Annotated in this window: 17 protein-coding genes and 1 pseudogene; 13 read left to right on the forward strand and 5 right to left on the reverse strand. The window is 70.8% G+C overall.

The features are described from left to right. Positions 1 to 142 precede the first annotated feature (142 nt). Entirely contained in the window at positions 143 to 1,009 is an 867-nt protein-coding gene (locus tag GUI43_RS05275; RefSeq protein ID WP_112698155.1) for an 8-oxoguanine DNA glycosylase OGG fold protein, read from the reverse strand. Further along, positions 1,006 to 2,928, reverse strand: a complete 1,923-nt coding sequence (locus tag GUI43_RS05280) for an N-6 DNA methylase (RefSeq protein ID WP_112698156.1) — start codon at positions 2,926 to 2,928, stop codon at positions 1,006 to 1,008. Before GUI43_RS05280 ends, GUI43_RS05275 begins: the two co-directional genes overlap by 4 nt. Positions 2,929 to 3,030: 102 nt before the next feature. Here GUI43_RS05280 and GUI43_RS05285 point away from each other — a divergent pair, with 102 nt between their 5' ends. The 8 genes from GUI43_RS05285 to GUI43_RS05320 all read left to right on the forward strand — a co-directional run bounded on the left by GUI43_RS05285 (position 3,031) and on the right by GUI43_RS05320 (position 10,436). Beyond that, positions 3,031 to 3,591 carry a DUF4352 domain-containing protein gene (locus GUI43_RS05285; RefSeq protein ID WP_112602851.1) on the forward strand — a complete coding sequence of 187 codons (561 nt, stop codon included), beginning with the start codon at positions 3,031 to 3,033 and terminating at the stop codon, positions 3,589 to 3,591. An 82-nt stretch (positions 3,592 to 3,673) separates the two neighbouring features. Further along, complete coding sequence (locus GUI43_RS33735; protein WP_170158677.1) at positions 3,674 to 4,405, forward strand: hypothetical protein; 732 nt, start codon at positions 3,674 to 3,676, stop codon at positions 4,403 to 4,405. Positions 4,406 to 4,431: 26 nt separating this feature from the next. Continuing rightward, positions 4,432 to 5,268, forward strand: a complete 837-nt coding sequence (locus GUI43_RS05295) for a ribonuclease HI (RefSeq protein ID WP_170158678.1) — start codon at positions 4,432 to 4,434, stop codon at positions 5,266 to 5,268. Positions 5,269 to 5,360: 92 nt separating this feature from the next. Next, the gene (locus tag GUI43_RS05300; RefSeq protein WP_112698159.1) at positions 5,361 to 7,814 is read left to right on the forward strand and encodes an AAA family ATPase; all 2,454 of its coding nucleotides are present in this window, start codon (positions 5,361 to 5,363) and stop codon (positions 7,812 to 7,814) included. Further along, positions 7,811 to 8,215 (forward strand): hypothetical protein, encoded by a 405-nt coding sequence (locus GUI43_RS05305; RefSeq protein ID WP_112698160.1) that lies wholly within the window; start codon positions 7,811 to 7,813, stop codon positions 8,213 to 8,215. The genes GUI43_RS05300 and GUI43_RS05305 overlap by 4 nt, the downstream gene beginning before the upstream one ends. A 36-nt stretch (positions 8,216 to 8,251) precedes the next feature. Further along, positions 8,252 to 8,650, forward strand: a complete 399-nt coding sequence (locus tag GUI43_RS05310; RefSeq protein ID WP_112698161.1) for a DUF4190 domain-containing protein — start codon at positions 8,252 to 8,254, stop codon at positions 8,648 to 8,650. Between the two features lie 176 nt (positions 8,651 to 8,826). Next, the gene (locus tag GUI43_RS05315; RefSeq protein WP_211326643.1) at positions 8,827 to 9,555 is read left to right on the forward strand and encodes a hypothetical protein; all 729 of its coding nucleotides are present in this window, start codon (positions 8,827 to 8,829) and stop codon (positions 9,553 to 9,555) included. A 44-nt stretch (positions 9,556 to 9,599) separates the two neighbouring features. Beyond that, positions 9,600 to 10,436: an aldo/keto reductase gene (locus tag GUI43_RS05320; protein WP_112698162.1), complete on the forward strand. Its 837-nt coding sequence runs from the start codon at positions 9,600 to 9,602 to the stop codon at positions 10,434 to 10,436. A 279-nt stretch (positions 10,437 to 10,715) separates the two neighbouring features. Here GUI43_RS05320 and GUI43_RS05325 read toward each other — a convergent pair whose 3' ends face one another. The 3 genes and pseudogenes from GUI43_RS05325 to GUI43_RS35080 form a co-directional block, all read right to left on the reverse strand. Beyond that, complete coding sequence (locus tag GUI43_RS05325; RefSeq protein ID WP_112698163.1) at positions 10,716 to 12,785, reverse strand: phosphocholine-specific phospholipase C; 2,070 nt, start codon at positions 12,783 to 12,785, stop codon at positions 10,716 to 10,718. A 133-nt stretch (positions 12,786 to 12,918) separates the two neighbouring features. After that, entirely contained in the window at positions 12,919 to 13,224 is a 306-nt protein-coding gene (locus tag GUI43_RS35075; protein WP_428842202.1) for a helix-turn-helix transcriptional regulator, read from the reverse strand. Between the two features lie 132 nt (positions 13,225 to 13,356). Then, a pseudogene (locus GUI43_RS35080) lies at positions 13,357 to 13,846 on the reverse strand (cupin domain-containing protein); the annotation flags it as partial. Between the two features lie 102 nt (positions 13,847 to 13,948). Between GUI43_RS35080 and GUI43_RS05335 the strand changes: the two are divergent. The 5 genes from GUI43_RS05335 to GUI43_RS05355 all read left to right on the forward strand — a co-directional run bounded on the left by GUI43_RS05335 (position 13,949) and on the right by GUI43_RS05355 (position 18,637). Further along, positions 13,949 to 14,779: an NAD(P)H-binding protein gene (locus GUI43_RS05335; protein ID WP_112698190.1), complete on the forward strand. Its 831-nt coding sequence runs from the start codon at positions 13,949 to 13,951 to the stop codon at positions 14,777 to 14,779. A gap of 80 nt (positions 14,780 to 14,859) precedes the next feature. After that, positions 14,860 to 15,903 carry an SEC-C metal-binding domain-containing protein gene (locus GUI43_RS05340; RefSeq protein WP_112698191.1) on the forward strand — a complete coding sequence of 348 codons (1,044 nt, stop codon included), beginning with the start codon at positions 14,860 to 14,862 and terminating at the stop codon, positions 15,901 to 15,903. A gap of 89 nt (positions 15,904 to 15,992) precedes the next feature. Further along, positions 15,993 to 16,739 carry a metallophosphoesterase gene (locus GUI43_RS05345; protein WP_112698164.1) on the forward strand — a complete coding sequence of 249 codons (747 nt, stop codon included), beginning with the start codon at positions 15,993 to 15,995 and terminating at the stop codon, positions 16,737 to 16,739. A 2-nt stretch (positions 16,740 to 16,741) separates the two neighbouring features. Next, positions 16,742 to 17,377 carry a LysE family translocator gene (locus GUI43_RS05350; RefSeq protein WP_112589011.1) on the forward strand — a complete coding sequence of 212 codons (636 nt, stop codon included), beginning with the start codon at positions 16,742 to 16,744 and terminating at the stop codon, positions 17,375 to 17,377. Positions 17,378 to 17,470: 93 nt separating this feature from the next. Further along, positions 17,471 to 18,637 (forward strand): ROK family transcriptional regulator, encoded by a 1,167-nt coding sequence (locus tag GUI43_RS05355; protein ID WP_112698165.1) that lies wholly within the window; start codon positions 17,471 to 17,473, stop codon positions 18,635 to 18,637. The last annotated feature ends 55 nt before the right edge of the window (positions 18,638 to 18,692 follow it).

Genomic DNA, 18,692 nt, shown 5'->3' on the forward strand with positions numbered 1-18,692 from the left:
ACGCCCGGTACTCGTGGAGTCACAGTCCGCCAAAAGGCTTGTTTGTTCACTTCACAGGACAGCGCGGGGCGGCCAAACGATCATCCCCTAGCGGTCCCACTGACGGGACTGCCTAACCCGTCAGATGCACGACATCGATAGGTCAGACCGCCCGGGTTGCCCGGAAGAGCAACAGCTCCACTAGCTCCGGTATCCACCGGTCTCCCGACTCGGACAATTGCGATGCTGACCGAACCATGAACGTCCGGTAAATCTGGTAGCGGTAGTCCGACCAGCGCGGTCCCTGCCAGAGCCAGCGGGCGGAGCTACCGTTTTCCGCGTATGGCTCGTTGGCCCGCCGTTCCCAGAAACCCCGCATCTGCCGCGCGAGCCGCCCATCCAGGATCAGGGCTGGGCAACGCCCTTGGCCCGTCCTGCTGGCGAAGTAGAGGAACTTTGTGAAGAAGGCCGGCCCGAACTCGGAGATCTTTCCAGCGTTCAACAGCAACTGGTATGCACTCCGGGCACCCTGCTGATCGAGAGCGTCGACCGCTGCGGCTAACCGCTCCTCGATCTCATTGCTCGACAGCCCTGGCGAGCCACCCTTGCCGTTCAACACCCAGCGCAGCCGGATCGGGCCAAAACCACGATTCCCCCAGCCCCAGGCAAAGGACGTCACCAGCAGCGGCAGCCACAGCTCGCTTTCGCGGCACCGTAGCGCCACCTTTGTCACCTCGCCTCGATTCAGCGCCGGAGGCGACGTGGCAGCAGCATCGAAGGGCAGCCATTGATTGAACTTCGCCCACCGCGCCGGCACGATGCCGATCGAGTGACCACTGACCAGGTCTTCGGCACCGCGGTGCCCGCCAGACCTGAGTTCCCACTCAAGACGCTGCTGCCTGAGCCAACCCTGCTCCTCGGGAGCAAGGCCGCCCTCGACCACGCCCCTGTCGTAGACCGATGCATCGTCCGGCAGCAACGTGCGATAGTCGCAGCGCTGCGCCGCGGTGTCGTTCAGGCCTGCGGTCACTTCGCCCCACCTGCGGGGTGAAGTGCGCCGGCGGCCAGTCCGTCCGCGGTGAGACGCACCAGCTCGGCGCTGAGCGAACCCACCTCCGCGACAGCCGATTCGAACGCGATGAGCCGCTGAAACGCCTCCCCATGTGCCCGTTGCTCATCCAATGGCAACCGCCGGATCTGTGCCCGACGGACGTCGACCCGTGAACCAGACAGGCTCGTCGTCTGCTTGTCGTTGGCCGAGTTGCGCAACTGCCCGGCCATGAACCACGGATCGAGCGCGGCCGGGTTAGGACGCAGCAGATAGAGGTGAGCACCGAGGAGCACCCCATCGGATGTGATCACCCGTGAGATCAGTTGCCGCGCCGCCACAGGCACGACCACGTCCCCCGCCATCAGGGGCACGCGTTCCAGCAGTGTGCCGTCGTCGTGCCCGGACGCGTCGACACCTGCGACGACGTCCCTGCCGGTGAGGACGAGTGGGCCTTGCCCGTGCGCTACGGAGCCACCCTCCGCCCGGCTTGGCGTGGAACGGATGGGCCCGATCACCTGCAGGGCGCCGGTGCGAGCCAACTCGGCGACCGTCAGGGTGCCCGACGCCGGCGCTTCTGTTGGTGTTGCCGTGACCTGCGGAAGTAGCGCCGGAAGCTCGCCGACGATGGCGGCCAGTCGTTCTCTGGTGCGTACCAGATGCTCTCCGGAAGCCTCGCCCACGACGGCGGGTTGCCGGCGTGCGGGGGTGAGGTCGACTTCCTCATCGAGCAGTTCGATGACCGGGACCGCGCGGGCGAACCCGGCCTCCTCGACGTCGCCGTCGGGGGCGGCAACGAACTCCCGCCACGTGGCCAGCACGCGCGGTGCGGTGTCGGCCAGGTCGCCGCCGGCGGCGTCGATCAGCAGCGCCCGCGCTGGTGGCGGCGCGTCGGTCGCGGCGCGTCGCAGCACCCACAGGTGCAGGGGTACGCCGTGCGGCGCCGCCACGCCCGGCGGAAGCGCGATGACGGCGCGCAGGTGACCTCGCCGGAGCAGTTCGCCGCGGATGCGTTTGCCGGCGCGGCGGCTGGCGACAGTGGGTGGCATCAGCAGGACGGCGTGCCCGCCGACCCGCACGTGGGCGAGGGCGTGCTGCACCCAGGCCAGCTCGGGTTCGGTGCGGGGTGTGGTGCCGACGATCCAGCGGGGGTCGTGGCCGAGTTCCTCGTCGCCCCAGTTGGTGGCACCGAAGGGTGGGTGGCAGACGACGGCGTCGACGGCGCGGCCGGCGAAGGCGTCGGCGCGCAGCGAGTCACCGCCGCTGACCTCCCCGGGTACGTCGTGCAGGGCTAGCCACAGGCCGGCGAGCCGGGCCAACTCGTCGTCGAGTTCCTGCCCGTACATCGAGGTGCTGCCGGCGCGGACGGCGGCTCGCAGGATGGCGCCGGAGCCGGCGGCCGGGTCCAGCACTGAGCCGCCGCCGACGTTGGCGAGCCCGATCATCAGGTCGGCGAGGTCGTCGGGGGTGGCGAAGGGGCGACCGGGCCCTGGTGCGGAGAACCGCTGCCACAACTCGTCGAACGCGCCCTGCGGGCCCAACTCGTCGGCGAGGGCGTCGACGTCGGGCAGCAGCGGCGTGAGCTGGGCATCGATGCTGGCGCTGCGGGAGCCGCGTTGACGGGCCAGCAGCAGGGCGCCGACGGCGGCGAGGCCGGCGGCCGGGGAGTCGCTGGCTGCGGCGAGGTGTCGCCAGAGCCGGTCGGCGGTGGCGAGCTCGGGGAGCTTGCCCTGGGTGCGTAACCACTGCTCGACCTGGATCAGGTCGAACTCGGGGCTCGCCGTCGTTCCGCCCACGGGGGCGGGGAAGTCGGGATGCCGTTTACGCCAGTTGCTGACCGCAGCGCGACCGACACCGGCGAGCCGGGCTATCTCCGCTGCCGTGATGGTCGGGTTCTCCACGTCGAAAGTCTCGCACGCCTGTCAAGCATGAGATTGTCTGTTGACACTGTTGTCAGACGATGCTCTTATTGACCCCGCAACGCTCACTTCAGGAGGACAACGATGCGCAAGACCACCACTCTCGCTCTGCTCGCCACCGGCCTCATCGCCCTGGGCTGCGGCTCCGGTGCCGCCGACAAGGCGAGCGACTCCAGCAGCGACAGCAAGGCGAGCAGCTCCAGCGGCGACGAAGGCGGCGCCAAGGCCGAGGAGAAGCCGGCGAAGACCGCCAAGATCGGGCAGCCGGCCCGGGACGGGAAGTTCGAGTTCACCGTCAAGTCGTCCAAGTGCGGCGTTGCCAAGATCGGCAGCGACATGCTCGGCCAGAAGGCGCAGGGCCAGTTCTGCCTGGTCACGGTGAATGTGAAGAACATCGGCAAGGAAGCGCAGATGTTCGACGGCAGCAGCCAGAAGGCTTACGCGGCTGACGGCACCGAGTACTCCGCCGACACCGGAGCGGCGATCTACGCGAACAAGAACGCCGAGACGTTCCTCAACGACATCAACCCCGGCAACCAGGTCAACGGCGTCGTGGTCTTCGACATCCCGAAGAACGTCAAGATCACCAAGCTCGAGCTGCACGACTCGATGTTCTCCGGCGGCGTCGACGTCGCCCTCGGCTGACCTCTCCCCCACTGACCGGGGCGGGCAAACCACGCCCGCCCCGGCTGTTCACAGCGCACCTGTTCACAGAAGGAGCCTCGCCATGACCGATCCGACCAACCCGACGCCGCCTGATGAACCCAGTGAGCCGCCACAGCCTTCGCCAGCTCCCGTAGCGGGTCCGGCATCCGAGACCGACCCGGTCTTCCTGTCCGCCCCTCCCGTAACCGGGAAGCGGTCCAACGTGCGGGCCTGGGTGGTCGGCGGCATCGCACTCGCGGTGATCCTCTGCTGCGGCGGCGCTGTCATCGGCACGTTCAACGGTGACGAGTCGAAGCCGACCGCTGGCGCCAGCAGCTCGCCTGCGCCAAGCCCCACCAGCGCGTCGCCGACGACTGTCGCTCCCATTACAGCGGCCCCGACCAGCGCGGCCCCCACCAGCGCCCTCCCGAGCCCGACCAAGGCTGCCCCGCCGCCGAAGCCGAAGCCGCCGTCGTACAAGACGTTGACCGAACGGCAGTGGAAGCTGATCGCCAAGGACCCGGACGGCTACCTGGGGAAGACCTACGTCGTCTACGGGCGGGTCACCCAGTTCGATGCGGCCACCGGCACCGACAGCTTCCGCGCCGACGTCGCCCACCGTCGGATGGCCGAAGACTACGACTACGAGACCAACACCATCTTGAACGGATCCGAATCGGACCTCGACAACCTCGTCGAGGACGACATCTTCCGCGCCAACGTGACGGTGCTCGGCTCCTTCAGCTACGACACCCAGATCGGCGGCGAGACCACTGTCGCCCTGCTCCAGGTCGACTCCATCAAGGTCCTCTGAACTCCCCTCAGACGTCAGGAGGCGTCGTGCGCCCCGATGAGTTCCTCCGCGCCCTGACCCAGCTCCCCCCGCCCCTGCACGACCGCGTCCTCATCCTTCGCCCCTTCACCCGCGCCACCCGTTGCGACGACTGCCAGGGCATCGGTGATGCGGTCCACCTCGCCCTCACCGCCGCCCACTACGACGAGCTGACCTCCGCCGCCGAGCTGCTCGACACCGCCGAGCGCCTCGCCGCCGCGCACACCGAGCACTCGGGGCGCAAGGCCGACTGCCTGCCGCTTCCCGACCAGGAGCGCGGGCGCGGCCGCGTACTCCGCTGGGCGAAGGCGGCCGGTCCGCTGGTGGCGGCGACCGACGCCAGCTGGAAGGGCCGCGCCGGTGGCATCGGGTACGTGATCAGCGATGGCCACTACGGCCTGCTCGGGCGGGGCACCGGCCGGCTCGACCCGACCGGCAGGTCCCGGGTGCTCGTCGACGAACTGCGCGCGGTCGACTACCTGCTCACCGGGTACGACGAGGTGCCAACCGGCATGACAGTGCTGCTGGACAGCCTGACGGCCGTGCGGTACCTGCACCGCTGGCAGGCCGGCGAGACCGACGCGATGCCCGCCGGCTACAGCCTGCGGCAGCGCCGCTGGTCAGACAAACCGACCCTGGTCCGGCTCGCCGACCAGGTGGCCCAATGCCCCGACGTGACGTTCGCGCACGTCAAGGGGCACAGCGGCCACGCCCTCAACGAGGCCGCCGACGGCCTGTCGCACATGGCCCGCCGCCGGCGGGAGGAGTCCTTCGACCTGCGTCCCCGGGCGCACGCCCTGGTCGACGCGTTCCTGCGCGACTGGCACGCGAACGCCGCGGTCTGACCGCGCGACCGCGGTAACCCGCACTTCCACCGCTCACCCCGGGCGGGCCGACGAGCCGTCGGCCCGCGGACACCACACGCCTGGAGACGACAATGACCCAGCCCGCACAGACCACCGCGCCCCTGATCGAGCTGATCTTCGAGCGACTGGCCGCCGCTGACGACGTCCCGACCGAGACCGTCGAGCTCGTCCTCGCCGCCCTCACCGGCGAGGACGACCTGACCGCCGCCCTCGCCGGCACTCCCACCCGGCTCGCCCCCCGCTCCCCCACCGACGACGGCCCGGCGGAACGGATCTGGTTGAAGTCGGTGACCGTCGCCGGGTTCCGTGGCGTCGGCCCGGAACGGACCATCCAGATCGGCCCCGGCCCGGGTTTCACACTGGTCGTCGGCCGCAACGGCTCCGGCAAGTCCAGCTTCGCCGAGGCCGCCGAACTCGCCCTCACCGGGGACAGCGCCCGGTGGGCCGACAAGACCAGCGTCTGGCGTACGGGGTGGCGCAACCTGCACAACCCGGACCCGTGCTGGGTGGATGTGGAGCTGCGCGTCGACGGGGTGGCCACGCCGACGCGGGTGCACCGGGCCTGGCCGGTCGGGGCCGCGCTGGCCGACGCCGAGGTGACGGTCACCAGCGCCCAGGGCCGGCATGCGGACCTCTCCGAGCTGGGTCTGGCCCGCCCGCTGGAGCTGTACCGGCCGTTCCTCACCGCGGCCGAGCTGGGCAAGCTCGCCGCCGGAACGCAGAGTCAACTCTTCGACGCGCTCTTCGCGATCCTCGGGCTGGACGCGCTCACCGACGCCGACCAGCGTCTGCTGCGCGCCGCCCGGCCGCACGACAACACCATCAAGGAGGTACGCGCACAGCGCGCCACGCTGGTCGCCACGCTCGACGGGATCGCCGACGACCGGGCCCGGCGGACCGCCGTGCTACTGCGTGGCCGGGGCGCGGTCGACGTCGGCGCGGTGACGGCGATCCTCGACGAGCCGGACGAGGCGACCACCGACCGGGAGGTGCTGCTCTGTCGGGAGCTCGCCGCCCTCGCGCCGCCGCCGGTCGACGAGGTGACCCGGCTCGCCGGTCAGTTGCGGGACGCGGCGGTCGAGGCCCAGCGGTACGACGGCGGCCGGTCCCGGGCCGCGCTGCGTAGCGCCGAGCTGCTCCGCCTCGCCCTCGAACATCACGAGGACGAGGGCGACGGGTCGTGCCCGGTCTGCGCCACCGGCACCCTCGACGGTGGCTGGCGTGCCGCCGCCGCGGAGTCGCTCAGCGAGCTTCGGCAGCGCAGCGTCGCCGCCCAGACGGCGACGACCCGGCTGACGGCCCTGCTGCGGCAGACGCACCACCTGATCGACGACCTCGTTGTGCCCGAGGGCCCCGGGTCGGAGCCGACGGTCGGGGCGCTGTGTGATGCCGTTGCCATGCTGCGGCGCGTACCCGGGGAGCCGGCCGACCTGGCCGACCACCTGGCCGCGCGGTACCCGGCGGTGGTGGCGGCGGTCGACGCGGCCCGCGCGTACGCCGAGGGGTTTCTGCGGCAGCGCGACACCGGCTGGCGGGCGGCGGCGGCCGAGGTGCGCGAGTGGGTGGCCACCGTCGGCGGACTGCCGGCGCAGGAGGCGGCCCTGGCCCGGTTGAAGGCCGCGCGTGCCTGGCTGAAGGACGCCGGTGCGCAGATCCGCAACGAGCGGGTCGCGCCGTTCGCCGGGCACTCGCAGCACATTTGGGCGCAGCTGCGGCAGGAGAGCAACGTCGAGCTGGGGTCGATGACGTTGGAAGGCGCGAACACCCGACGGCGGGTGGTCTTCCCGGTCAGCGTGGACGGCGCCGACAACGGCACGGCGCTGGGTGTGATGAGTCAGGGTGAGATGCAGGCGCTCGGGCTGGCGACGTTCCTGCCCCGCAGCTGCGCCCCGGAGAGCCCGTTCCGGTTCATCGTGGTCGACGACCCGGTGCAGAGCATGGACCCGTCGAAGGTGGACGGTCTCGCCCGGGTGCTCGCTGAGCTGGCCGAGCAGCGGCAGGTGGTCGTCTTCACCCACGACACCCGGCTGCCGGACGCGGTCCGCCGACTCGATCTCGGCAAGGCGCGGATCATCGAGGTGACCCGCGCGGAGAAGTCGGTGGTGACGCTGCGGCCCGGCTCCGACCCGGTGACCCGCTACCTGGACGACGCGTACGCGTTGGCGCGCAACGAGGAGATCCCCGCCGAGGTGCGCGGGCCGGTGGTCGCGGAGCTGTGCCGCTCTGCGGTGGAGGCGGCCTGCCATCGCTCGGTCTGGCGGAACCGGGTGGCACGAGGTGTCCGGCACGCCGACATCGAGGAGGCGATCGAGGACGCGTCCCGGCGGGTCGCCACCACCGTCGCGTTGGCGGTGTTCGACGACGCCGAGAAGGGTGGTGACGTGCTCGGCTGGCTGGGCCGCCGGCACGGACGACGTGCGGTGAACGCGTACCAGGCATGCCGGGAGGGTGTGCACGGCGCGTACCTGGCGGACCTGCCCGGCCTGGTCGCGGACGCCCGCCTCCTCGTGGCGGCGCTGTCGTGACCGCGCCGACGCCACAGCGCTGCCTGGCGGCGGCCGATCAGCTGCTGCGCGGGGCCGGGCTGCTCGGCGCCGCTGCCGTGACCGCGGGCTGGTGGCCGGGGGCCTGCGCCTGTCTGATCCGGCTCGCCCTTGAAGGCGGCGTCGACGCCTACTGGCGGCGGGTGAAGCCGACCGTGGCGGCGTGCCGGCAGGGCCGTGCCAAGCAGTTGATGCTGCGCGGCCGGCTCGGTCCGGGCAGTGAAACGGCCCGTCGGGTGGCGTTCGCCTGGGCGACGCTCTCCGCCGCCACGCACCACCACTGCTACGAGCTGGCCCCTACGGCTGCGGAGCTGCGTCGCCTGCACACCGAGGTGAGCGCCCTGCTCACCCGACTCCAGGCGCCCGCCAGCAGCACGAGCTGACCCCCGACATCTGACCCAACCAAGAGGGATATCGCCTTGTCCTACCAGCCCGGATACGACCCGACCCGTCCGCAGCCGCCGATCTCGGCCGCTCCCGCCAGCCCCTACCCGCCGCCCTACTACCACCAGCTGCTGCCCCAGGTGGTGGTGCAGGCCCCGCCCTCGTCCAGCACCGCTACCGCGTCGATGGTCCTCGGCATTCTCGGCGTCCTCGGTGGCTGGTGCCTGTTCGGGATACCGTGCGTCCTCGCGGTCATCCTCGGCCACGTCGGGCTCCACGAGACCCGCAATGGCACGAAGTCCGGACGGGGAATGGCAGTGACAGGCCTGACCCTCGGTTACGTCTTCGTCGGCCCGATGATCGCGCTCACGGTCCTGGTCTTCTTCGGCGGTGTGATCGGGGCGGCAACTCCGACGCCGACGTCAACCCCGTGAGCACATCGGCGGTGGCGCGTCGCTGCGGCGACCCGATGCGCCCGCGCCACGCGTTCGACCTGTTCAGTCACTCTCGTGTGGACGGTACGCGGGATGAGGTGCCGCTCCGGTTGAGCCGCTGTGACCTGCTTGACACGTACTGTGATGCTCCCGTTGTCGATCATGAAGGATGTGGGATGGCGCCCGACGCCGAGGGATCCGAGACCGAACTCTCCCTACCCGACGACGGTGCCCCCGTCGGACCGGCTCCGGAAGCAGCCGTACGTGGTCAGCGAGTCCTCGACCTCCTGGACAGGGCGATCGACGTTCAGAGCGTGTTGGTGCGCAAGAACATCGCCCGAGCCCGCCAGCGGAACCCGGAAGCGACGCCAGCGGAGGTAATTCGCAATCTGGAGCGGATGTACGTCAGCGCTCTGGCCGGGACGGGTGCTGCGGTCGGCGGAGCCGCAGCGGCGCCCGGCGTCGGCACGGGCATCGCACTGGCACTGTCGGCCGGCGAGGTCCTCTCGTCTCTTGAGCTGAGCGCCCTCTTCGCACTCTCGATCGCCGAGGTCCACGGAGTCCCCATCGACGAGGTTGAGCGACGCCGAACGATCGTGATGGGAATCATGCTCGGCGGGTCCGGCTCCGCCACCATCACGAAGGTCGCCGAGCGTACGGGGCAACACTGGGGACGTCAGGTTGTGGCCAAGGTTCCCGCAGAGACGTTGCGTCAGATCAACAAGATCTTGGGGAAGCACTTCATCACGAAGTACGGGACCAAGCAGGGAATCATCGTGCTCGGCCGAGCGGCACCGTTCGGTATCGGCGCTGTGATTGGTGGTGGCGCCAACGCTGCCCTCGCCGCTATGGCCGTGCGAGCCGGTCGTCGCGCCTTCGGCCCACCGCCCAGCACGTGGCCATAGCTGACGCAGCACCCCACCAACGTCGTCCGGGTAGGGTCCCAATCATGACGATTCCCCATCTTGCGGCAGCCGACGGCACGACCCTGCCGGCGATCGGGCTCGGTACGTACCGGCTGAACGGCTCGGCGGGTGTCGACGCGATCGGTCAGGCGATCCGGGCGGGCTATCGGTTGATCGACTCGGCGGTGAACTACGAGAACGAGGGCGCGGTCGGTCGGGCCGCCCGGTCGGCCGGTGACGTGCGGGACGAGCTGGTCGTCACCTCGAAGCTGCCGGGGCGGCACCACCGCTACGACGAGGCGCTGACCACCATCGAGGAGAGTGTGTTCCGCACCGGCCTCGACCGGGTCGACCTGTACCTGATCCACTGGCCGAACCCGAAGGTCGACCTGTACGTGCAGGCGTGGCGGGCGCTGATCGAGGCGCGTGAGCGTGGGCTCGTGCGGCACATCGGGCTCTCCAACTTCCTGCCCGAGCACATCGAGCGGCTGGTGGCCGAGACCGGGGTCGCCCCGGTGGTCAACCAGATCGAGGTGCACCCGTACTTTCCGCAGCAGGAAGCCCTCGACTACCACCGGGAGAACGGCATCCTGGTGCAGGGTTGGAGTCCGCTCGGCCATGGCAACGACCTGCAGCAGCACCCCGTCGTCGTGGAGATCGCGACCGCGCTCGGCGTCAGCCCGGCGCAGGCGATCCTCGCCTGGCACGTGGCCCGTCAGGTGATTCCGCTGCCCAAGGCCGCCTCCCCGCAGCGGCAGGTCGAGAACCTGGACGTTTTCGGCATCAAGCTCACCGACGCGCAGGTCGAGGCCATCACCGCGCTGGGCCGCCCGGACGGGCGGCTCTCGGACCAGGACCCGGCGGTGTACGAGGAGTTCTGACCGTCGCCTTGCCTGTTGTCGCGGGTGAGGGCCGCGCACCAATGGCTGGCGTGGCCGCTACGAAGCGTGACCTCGGGACGAGAGGATTCAGTGACGAGCGTTATGACTCAGAGGAATATTTATACCTGTGAGTCATAACGCTCAACGAGACATCCGCCTCCAGCCAGCGATCGGCCGGGCCGCGCAGCGAGGCGGCCGGACGACAGCCACGCGACGGGCCGACAGCGAGGCGACACCGCGTCACCCGGGTCGGCAGCGGCCCGGGTGACGCGGTGTCCCTTAGACGAGCCCGCCGAGGGCCGGGTCGCTGATGCTGTCCTTGCCGTTCTCGACATGACCCGCGCAGCGGTACGCGAAGTCGGCGTCACCGGCGACGGAGACCGTCAGGTCGTACCAGCCGTGGGTGCGGGCGAGCGCCCACGTGACGCGCTCGGTCTCGCCGGCGCGCAGCGACATCTTGACCGGTCGGGCGTTGTACCCGTCGCGGACGGTCACCTCGACCCGCTTCGAGCCGCGGTTCTTGAGGGTGAGGGCCAGCTTGTAGCCGTGCTCGTCGTAGGCGGGGGTGACGTCAAGGTGGGACCCGCCGTCGGTGAACCGGCGGAAGAACCCGTTCGGCCCGTGCACCGACAGGTCGTACCCGGAGATGACCGGCCAGGTGTCGCTCAGGTGTTTGCCCGGCTCGACGGTGTAGCTGCGCGGGGCGTCCGCGCTGCCCGCCTGGCGGACCTGGAAGACCGCGGCGACCCCGCCGGAGTTGCGGAAGTCGATCCGGAACGAGTCGTCGCCGCGGTGCCCGTCGGCGTGCAGCGTGTACGGGATCGGCCGCGCCGGCCGTACCCCGTGCTCCTGCTTCGGCAGCCGCTGGTCCGCCGGCGGAACCGGCACCTCGTCGGGGTGCCGGACCAACTCCTCGGGCTTGAAGTCGTCGGTGTCGGGCAACCTGACCTCGCGGGAGCGGTTCGGGTGCCGGAAGTCGAAGGCAGTGGTCAGGTCGCCGACGACGGCCCGCCGCCACGGGGTGATGTTCTGCTCGATCAGGTCCGGCCGGCCGTGCCCGAACCGCGCCTCCAGGAACTTGATCAGTGAGGTGTGGTCGAAGACCTGCGAGTTCACGTAGCCGCCGCGCGTCCACGGCGAGACGATGACCATCGGCACCCGGATGCCGAGGCCGTACGGCCCGGCCGGGTGGTCGGCGTCGCCGGGGAAGATCTCGTTGGTGGTCGGCACTGTCGACTGGCCGTGCTCGCGGGTCTGCGGGGGCGTCGGCGGGACCACGTGGTCGAAGAAGCCACCCTCCTCGTCGTACGTGATGAAGAGCGCCATCTTGCTCCACACCTCGGGGTTCGACGCGAGGATGTCAATGACCTGCGAGATGTACCAGGAGCCGTACGCCGGCTCCCAGTTCGGGTGCTCGGTGTACGCCTCGGGCGCGGTGATCCAGGAGACCTCCGGCAGACGTCCCGCCTCGACGTCGGCGCGGAAGTCGGCCAGCAAAGCTTCCGGGTCGCGGCCCTGCGTCCTGACCTCGGTGCCGATCTTGGCCCTGTCGGCCAGCGGCGTTCCGGGCTGCGCGTTCTGGTACTGGTGGAAGTAGAGCAGCGAGTTGTCGCCGTAGTTGCCGATGTACGGGTCGTTCGTCCAGCCCCAGGACCCGGCGGCGTTGAGGCCGGTGCCGACGTCCTGGTAGATCTTCCAGGAGATGCCGTTGCGCTCCAGCCGCTCCGGATAGGTGGACCAGTCGTAGCCGGCCTCCGCGTTGGTGATGACCGGGCCGCCGCCCTTGCCGTCGTTGCCGACCCAGCCGCTCCACATGTGGTAGCGGTTCGGGTCGGTCGGGCCCATCAGCGAGCAGTGGTAGCTGTCGCAGACGGTGAACGCGTCGGCGAGCGCGTAGTGGTACGGCAGGTCCTGGCGGGTGTGGTAGGTCATCGCCGTGACGCCCTTGTTCGGCACCCACTTGTCGAACCGGCCGTCGTTCCAGGCGGCGTGCCCGTCGTTCCAGCCGTGCGGCGGGTCCGGCAGGAAGGTCTGGCCGAGGTCCTTCACCTCGGGGCGGAAGGGCAGCAGTTCGTCGGTCCCGTTGGGCTGGTGCCACACGTCCTTGCCGGACGGCAGTGTCGCCGGATGGGGGTCACCGAATCCGCGTACGCCGCGCATGGTGCCGAAGTAGTGGTCGAAGGAGCGGTTCTCCTGCATGAGGATGATGACGTGCTCGACGTCAGTGATCGAGCCGGTCCGGTTGTTCGCCGGGATGGCGAGCGCCTTGCTGAGGTCCAACGGGAGCGCCGCGCCGATCGCGGGTACTCCCATCGCCTTGAGGAACGTACGGCGATCCACGGTGCCCATAACTCCGCCTTTGTGCGACCTGGTCGGGAAACTGGCGACCGGACGCTACCGACGACGGGTTGACGGCAGATGACCGTAGTTCGTTGGTTTTGCGACCACTCGTCGACCGGCTCTCGGCCCTGAAGAGCACCGGTCAGGCCGCCGTGGCGTCGACCCGGGTGAGCCGTCGATGCCCGCTCGGGCTCACGCCGTGCACGCGTTTGAAGGCCGCGCTGAAGCCGAACGCGTCGGCGTACCCGAGGTGACGCGCCACGGCGGCGACGGTCGCCGTCGATTCGGCCAGCAGGTCGGCGGCGAGTGTCATGCGCCAGTCGGTCAGGTAGGTGAGCGGCGGTTCGCCCACCAACGCGGTGAACCGTTTGGCCAGTGTGGACCGGGAGACGCCGGCCTGCGCGGCCAGGCTGGCCAGGGTCCACGGCCGGCCTGGCGCGTCGTGCATGGCGCGCAGCACCGGTCCGACAGTGTCGTCGCTCAGCGCGCGGTACCAGCCGGGCGCCTCGGCCTCCGGCTGGTCGAACCAGTCCCGCACCGTGCACACCAACAACCAGTCCAGCAGGCGGTCCAGCACGACCTGTCGTCCGGGCCGACCCGCGTCGAGTTGGGCGTCCAGGTAGTCGCGCAGCGCGGCGCAGTCCTGGTCTTCCGGCACGACGAGCACCGGCGGCAGCGCGCCCAGTAGCCGCTGGGGCACCCGACCCCGGACGTGGTACACCCCGACCAGCAGGACGAGGCGGTCGGTGTGGTCCGCGCCCACCGGGTCGGCCACCCCGGTCCGGCCGCGCCGGACGTCGCGCAGTTCCCGCGGGCTCGAAGCTCGACCGGGGCTCGGCGGAGAAGACGAACGGCGCCGGCCCGCGCACGGTGGCCGTCTCGCCGACCCGGACCAGGCGAGGTTTGTCGCTCTCCGGGTGGGAGATCCAGCCCTCGCCTCGCATCGGGACACAGAGCGTCAGCGGGGCGCCGTCGGTGAACCGCAGCGCCCACGGCGGCGTCAGCACCGACCGGCCGAAGGCCGCGCCGTCGGCGTGCACGCCGCGCAGCAGATTGTCGAACGGGTCCATGCACCGACCATAGGTCCCGGAGGATGGACCGCGGACGATCGGACATGCCTGGCGTACGACGGGACATGTCCCGTCCGCGGCCGGGCGGGTTGACTCGTGGTCATGACGACTGACGCACCTTCGACACTCGTGATGGCCGGCACCGGCAAGACCGGTCGCCGGCTGGTCCAGACGCTGCGGGAGGCGGGTCGGCACGTGCGGGCCGCCTCCCGCTCCGGTGAGGTGCGGTTCGACTGGTCGCGGCGGGACACGTGGCGGCCGGCCCTGGCGGGCGCCTCGGCGGTCTATCTGCTCGCCCCGGAGGACCCCGCGCTGGCCACCGACTTCGTGACGCTGGCGGTCGACTCGGGTGTCGGCCGGATCGTGGCGCTCTCCGGCCGGGGGATCGACCGGGTCGGTGACTTCTCCCCCGGCATGGTGGCGGCCGAGGAGGCGGTGCGGAAGTCCGGCATCGAGTGGACGATCATCCGGCCGAACAACTTCTGTCAGAACTTCAGCGAGGACCTGTTTCGCCAACCGTTGCTCGACGGTCGGCTGGCCCTGCCGATGGGTGCCACCCCGGAGCCGTTCGTCGACGCCCAGGACGTCGCCGACGTGGCCGCGACGCTGTTGACGTCGCCCGGTCACCACGAACAGGTGTACGACCTGTCCGGTCCTCGTGCGCTCACCTTCGACGCGGCGGTGGCGACGATCGCCCGGGTGACCGGCCGTTCGATGCGCTACGTGGAGCTCACCCCGGAGCAGTACCACGCCGAACTGCTCGCCGAGGGTTATCCGGCGGAGGCGGCCGGGGCGCTGAACGCCCTGTTCGCCGGGATGCGGGCGGGCCACCTCGCCGAGCCAACCGACGGGGTACGTCGGGTTCTCGGGCGGGACCCGCTCGGCTTCGACACCTACGCCGCCCGGGCCGCGGCGGCCGGCGCGTGGTCATAGTTCGCCCGGCGGGCGGCATGAGAGCGGCGTAACAGGTGATCTGCCCGCATACCGCGAGTACCCCGACGTACCGTGAGATCGTGCCGACGAGAGAGATACTCACCAAGGCTGACCTCGCCGAACTGCGCCGCTCGGCGCTCGGGACGGCCAATCCGCTCGGTGTCGCCGCCGACCTCGCGGAGGCCGCCGAGCAGGGTCGGCTGGAGGACCCGGACGACGCCGGGGACGCGCTGACTCTGGCCGCCGAGATCGCGGAGATCCGGGCGAGGCCCGAGGCCGCGCTGCGGTACGCGGAGCAGGCCCTGGCGGCGTACCCGTCCGGCGACGACCCTCGGGCCGGGTTCGCCCGCGCGCTGCGGGCCCGCGCGCTGTTCCGGGCCGGCGGTCACGACGACGAGGCGATGGCGGAGTTGACCGTGTTGCGCCCGTTGCTGCTCGTGCAGCCCGACGCCCCCGCCTACGTCAGTGCCGCGCTGGACGCCGGTGGGCGTTCGGCGACCGCCGAGACGTGGCTGAGCGAGGCGGTCGACACACTGCTCAACGAACGTGCGACCGCCGCGTCCGGGCCCGCCAGCACCGCTATCGACCCGGTGGTCGATCTCGGTCCGCCGGACGCGCCCGGTGTCACCTTCTTCCTGTTGCAACAACGGCATCGGGTACGCCGCAATCTGAACCTGCCGCACGACCGGCAGGACGACCTGGCGGACCGGTTGGAGACCCAGCTCGTGCGTCGGGCCGGGGAGCGTCGGGACGCCGAGTCGGATCTGCTCTTCTGGCCGCGGGCCGAGTTCGATCGTCTGCTCGCCGAGCACCCTGCCCTCACGGATGTGTACGGGCCGGACTGGGACGCGCACCGGGGCCGGCTGGAGACGGAGTTGGTTCGGCTGCGGGGTGCCGGTCAGGCGGGGTTGGGTGTGTTCGGCGCGACGGTGGCCGGGTTGACCGCCTTTGCCGGTCGACGGGGTGGCGATCCGGCCGACGCGGCGGTCCGGGCCGGCTACGCGGCTGAGGTGTCGGCGCGGCCCAGCGCGCGGATCGCCTGGCCGCCGGAGCGCAACGACGTGTGCTGGTGTGGTTCGGGCCTCAAGTACAAGAAGGACTGCCTGCCGCGCTCGCGGAGCTGACCGCGGCGGCTATCGCGCTGTGGTGGCCGACCTGGCCCGGAGTAGCGTCCCTAACGGCTTCGACACCAATAGCCGTTAGGAGCGACTTCGTGCTGGTCATCGCGCATCTCAGTGACACCCACCTCGACGGCCATCCCCGGTCGGCCGAGCGGACCGCCCGGGTCATGGACTACCTGCACGGCCTGCCACGACCTGTCGACGCGATCCTGATCACCGGGGACATCGCCGACCACGGCGAGGTGGCCGAGTACGAGACCGCCGTGAAGCTCTTCGACTCCCCGCTGCCGGTGATGGTCTGCCCCGGCAACCACGACGTGCGCGACGCGTACCGCAAGGGTCTGCTCGGTGACGACGGCGGCGGCACCGGCCCGATCAACGCCCGCCACGACGTGGCCGGGGCGGTCTTCCTCCTCGCCGACTCCTCGGTGCCCGGCGCGGACGACGGTCACCTGGACGAGGAGACGATGGCCTGGCTCTCCGACGAGCTGGGTTCGGTGCCGGCCGGGACGCCGACGTTCATCGCCCTGCATCATCCGCCGGTGGTGCTGCACCACCCGGTCATCGACCCGATGCGGCTTCTGCAGGCCGATCCCCTGGCCGAACTCGTCGCCGCCCACCCGCAGGTCGTCGCCGTGCTGACCGGGCATTTCCACACCGCCGCCGCGAGCACCTTCGCGGGCCGTCCACTGCGGATCGCCCCGGGTGTGGTCTCCACACTGCGGATGCCCTGGGAGGGTGAGGGCCCGTTGGCCACCCAGACCCAGCCGCCCGGTGTCGCGTTCCACGTGTACGACGACGCCGGGCTGCTCACCACCCACTACCGGGTGGTGGTCTGAGCATGCACGGCGTCGCGGTGCTCGGCTTCCTGCTCGCCGTCGCGCCGATCACCGCCACGCCGGGCGCGAGCCTGACCCTGGTCGTCTCGCGGGTCGCCAGCGGCGGGCGGCGGCAGGGCTGGTGGGTGATCCTGGGTACGGTGACCGGGCTCTACGTGCACGCCACGCTGGCCGCTGTCGGCCTGGCCGCGCTGGTGCTCCGCTCGTCGCAGGCGTTCTGGGTGGTCAAGCTGGTCGGGGCCGGCTATCTGGTCGGGCTCGGGCTCTGGATGCTCTGGTCCGCGTCGCGCCGTCGCACGGAGGCGGGACGGCGACCGACGGTTTCCGCGCGAAGGCTGCCCTGGCGCGTGGACCACCCGTACCTGCAAGGGTTGCTCGGCAACGTGCTGAACCCCAAGGCCGCCGCCGTCTACCTCACGTTGGCACCGCAGTTCCTCGAACCGGGCCGACCGGTGCTGGTGCCGATGTTGCTGCTCGCCACGGCGCACGTCGCGCTGGCCACCTGTTGGCTCGCCGGCTGGACCGTCGTCTCCGGTGCCGCCGCCCGGTTGCTCCGCACCGCGTCGGTGCGACGAATGCTCGATCGGCTGACCGGCGTGATCCTGGTCGGCCTCGGCGTACGTGCGGCGGCGACCTGAGTTTGCCGTGGCCGGTGCGTCGCCGACTCTAGGACGGAGCACTGAGGCAAATCAATACTTGAAGAAGTTAAATATTCGCCTTAGATTTCGTCCATGTTTCCTGGGATCGACGCCGGCGCGTTCGCCGGGCCACCGGCGGCGACGGCGATCTTCACGACGGTGCTGACCGAGGGGCCGGTGAGTCGGGTCGCGCTCGCCCGCCGGCTCGGGCTCTCCTCCGCCGCCGTCACCAAGGCCGCCCGGCCGCTCATCGACCTGGGTTACCTGCACGAACTGGCCGCCACCGAACGCTCCGGGCCGGGCGCCGGACGCCCCGCCAGCCCTCTCGCGGTACGCGCCGAACGCGAGTTCTTCCTCGGCGTGAAAATCACCGCCGACGAGGTGATCGGCGTGGTCTGCGACCTGCGCGCGCAGGTCCATGCCAGCGCCCGCCGGCCGTTGGACGACCCCGACGTCGACGCGGTCCTCACCGAGGTCGACCGGCTCGCCGACGACCTGTTCGACGCGTTCCCCGGCGACCGGACCCGGGTCCGCCGGCTCGGGCTGGCCCTCTCCGGCGACATCGACCGCGGCATCGGCCTGGTGCGCTACTCACCGTTCCTGCACTGGCGGGACGTCCCGCTGGGCCGACTCGCCGCAGAGCGCACCGGCCTCACCGTCACCGTGGAAAACGACGTCAAGGCGCTCACCGCCGCTGAGCACTGGTTCGGCGAGGGAGTGGGGGCCGAGTCGTTCGCCCTGGTCACCGTGGGCACCGGCATCGGCTGTGGCCTCGTCGTCAACGGCCGCCTGGTCTCCGGGTCGTACGGCGTGGCCGGCGAGATCGGCCACCTCACCGTCGACGCCACCGGCCCGGACTGCCACTGCGGTGGTCGCGGCTGCATCGAGTCGATCGCCGGCACCGACGCCATAGTGGCCCAGGCCCGCGAGCGCACCGGCCGCCCCGACCTCACCATCGACGAGGCGGTGACCCTGGCACGCGGCGGCCACGAGCAGGTGCGGGCGGTCTTCACCAGGGCCGGCGGCGCGATCGGTTGCGGCATCGCGGCTGTCGCGAACCTGGTCGGTCCCACCCGCATCGTCGTGTCCGGTGAAGGGCTGGCCGCGTACGACCTGTTCGACAGCCACATCCGCGCCAGCTTCGAACGGCAGGCCTTCGGCGCCGCCGCGCGGTGCCCCCTCTTCATCCGCCCGTTGCCCTTCGAGGAGTGGGCCCGCGCGGCGGCGGCCGTGAGCATCCAGTCGCTCGTCGTCCCCTGACCCGGCGTCACCTCGGCCACTCACCGTCCACAGCGCTCAACTCGACCCACCGCAC

Origin of the sequence: Micromonospora noduli (genome assembly GCF_003264365.1) — a bacterium.
Classification (GTDB): Bacteria; Actinomycetota; Actinomycetes; order Mycobacteriales; family Micromonosporaceae; genus Micromonospora; species Micromonospora noduli.

Coding starts and splice junctions, on each gene's coding strand:
- GUI43_RS05285 (WP_112602851.1), top strand. CDS start 3,031: ATGCGCAAGACCACCACTCTCGCTCTGCTCGCCACCGGCCTCATCGCC.
- GUI43_RS33735 (WP_170158677.1), top strand. CDS start 3,674: ATGACCGATCCGACCAACCCGACGCCGCCTGATGAACCCAGTGAGCCG.
- GUI43_RS05300 (WP_112698159.1), top strand. CDS start 5,361: ATGACCCAGCCCGCACAGACCACCGCGCCCCTGATCGAGCTGATCTTC.
- GUI43_RS05315 (WP_211326643.1), top strand. CDS start 8,827: ATGGCGCCCGACGCCGAGGGATCCGAGACCGAACTCTCCCTACCCGAC.
- GUI43_RS05320 (WP_112698162.1), top strand. CDS start 9,600: ATGACGATTCCCCATCTTGCGGCAGCCGACGGCACGACCCTGCCGGCG.
- GUI43_RS05325 (WP_112698163.1), bottom strand. CDS start 12,785: ATGGGCACCGTGGATCGCCGTACGTTCCTCAAGGCGATGGGAGTACCC.
- GUI43_RS35075 (WP_428842202.1), bottom strand. CDS start 13,224: ATGCACGACGCGCCAGGCCGGCCGTGGACCCTGGCCAGCCTGGCCGCG.
- GUI43_RS05335 (WP_112698190.1), top strand. CDS start 13,949: ATGACGACTGACGCACCTTCGACACTCGTGATGGCCGGCACCGGCAAG.
- GUI43_RS05350 (WP_112589011.1), top strand. CDS start 16,742: ATGCACGGCGTCGCGGTGCTCGGCTTCCTGCTCGCCGTCGCGCCGATC.
- GUI43_RS05355 (WP_112698165.1), top strand. CDS start 17,471: ATGTTTCCTGGGATCGACGCCGGCGCGTTCGCCGGGCCACCGGCGGCG.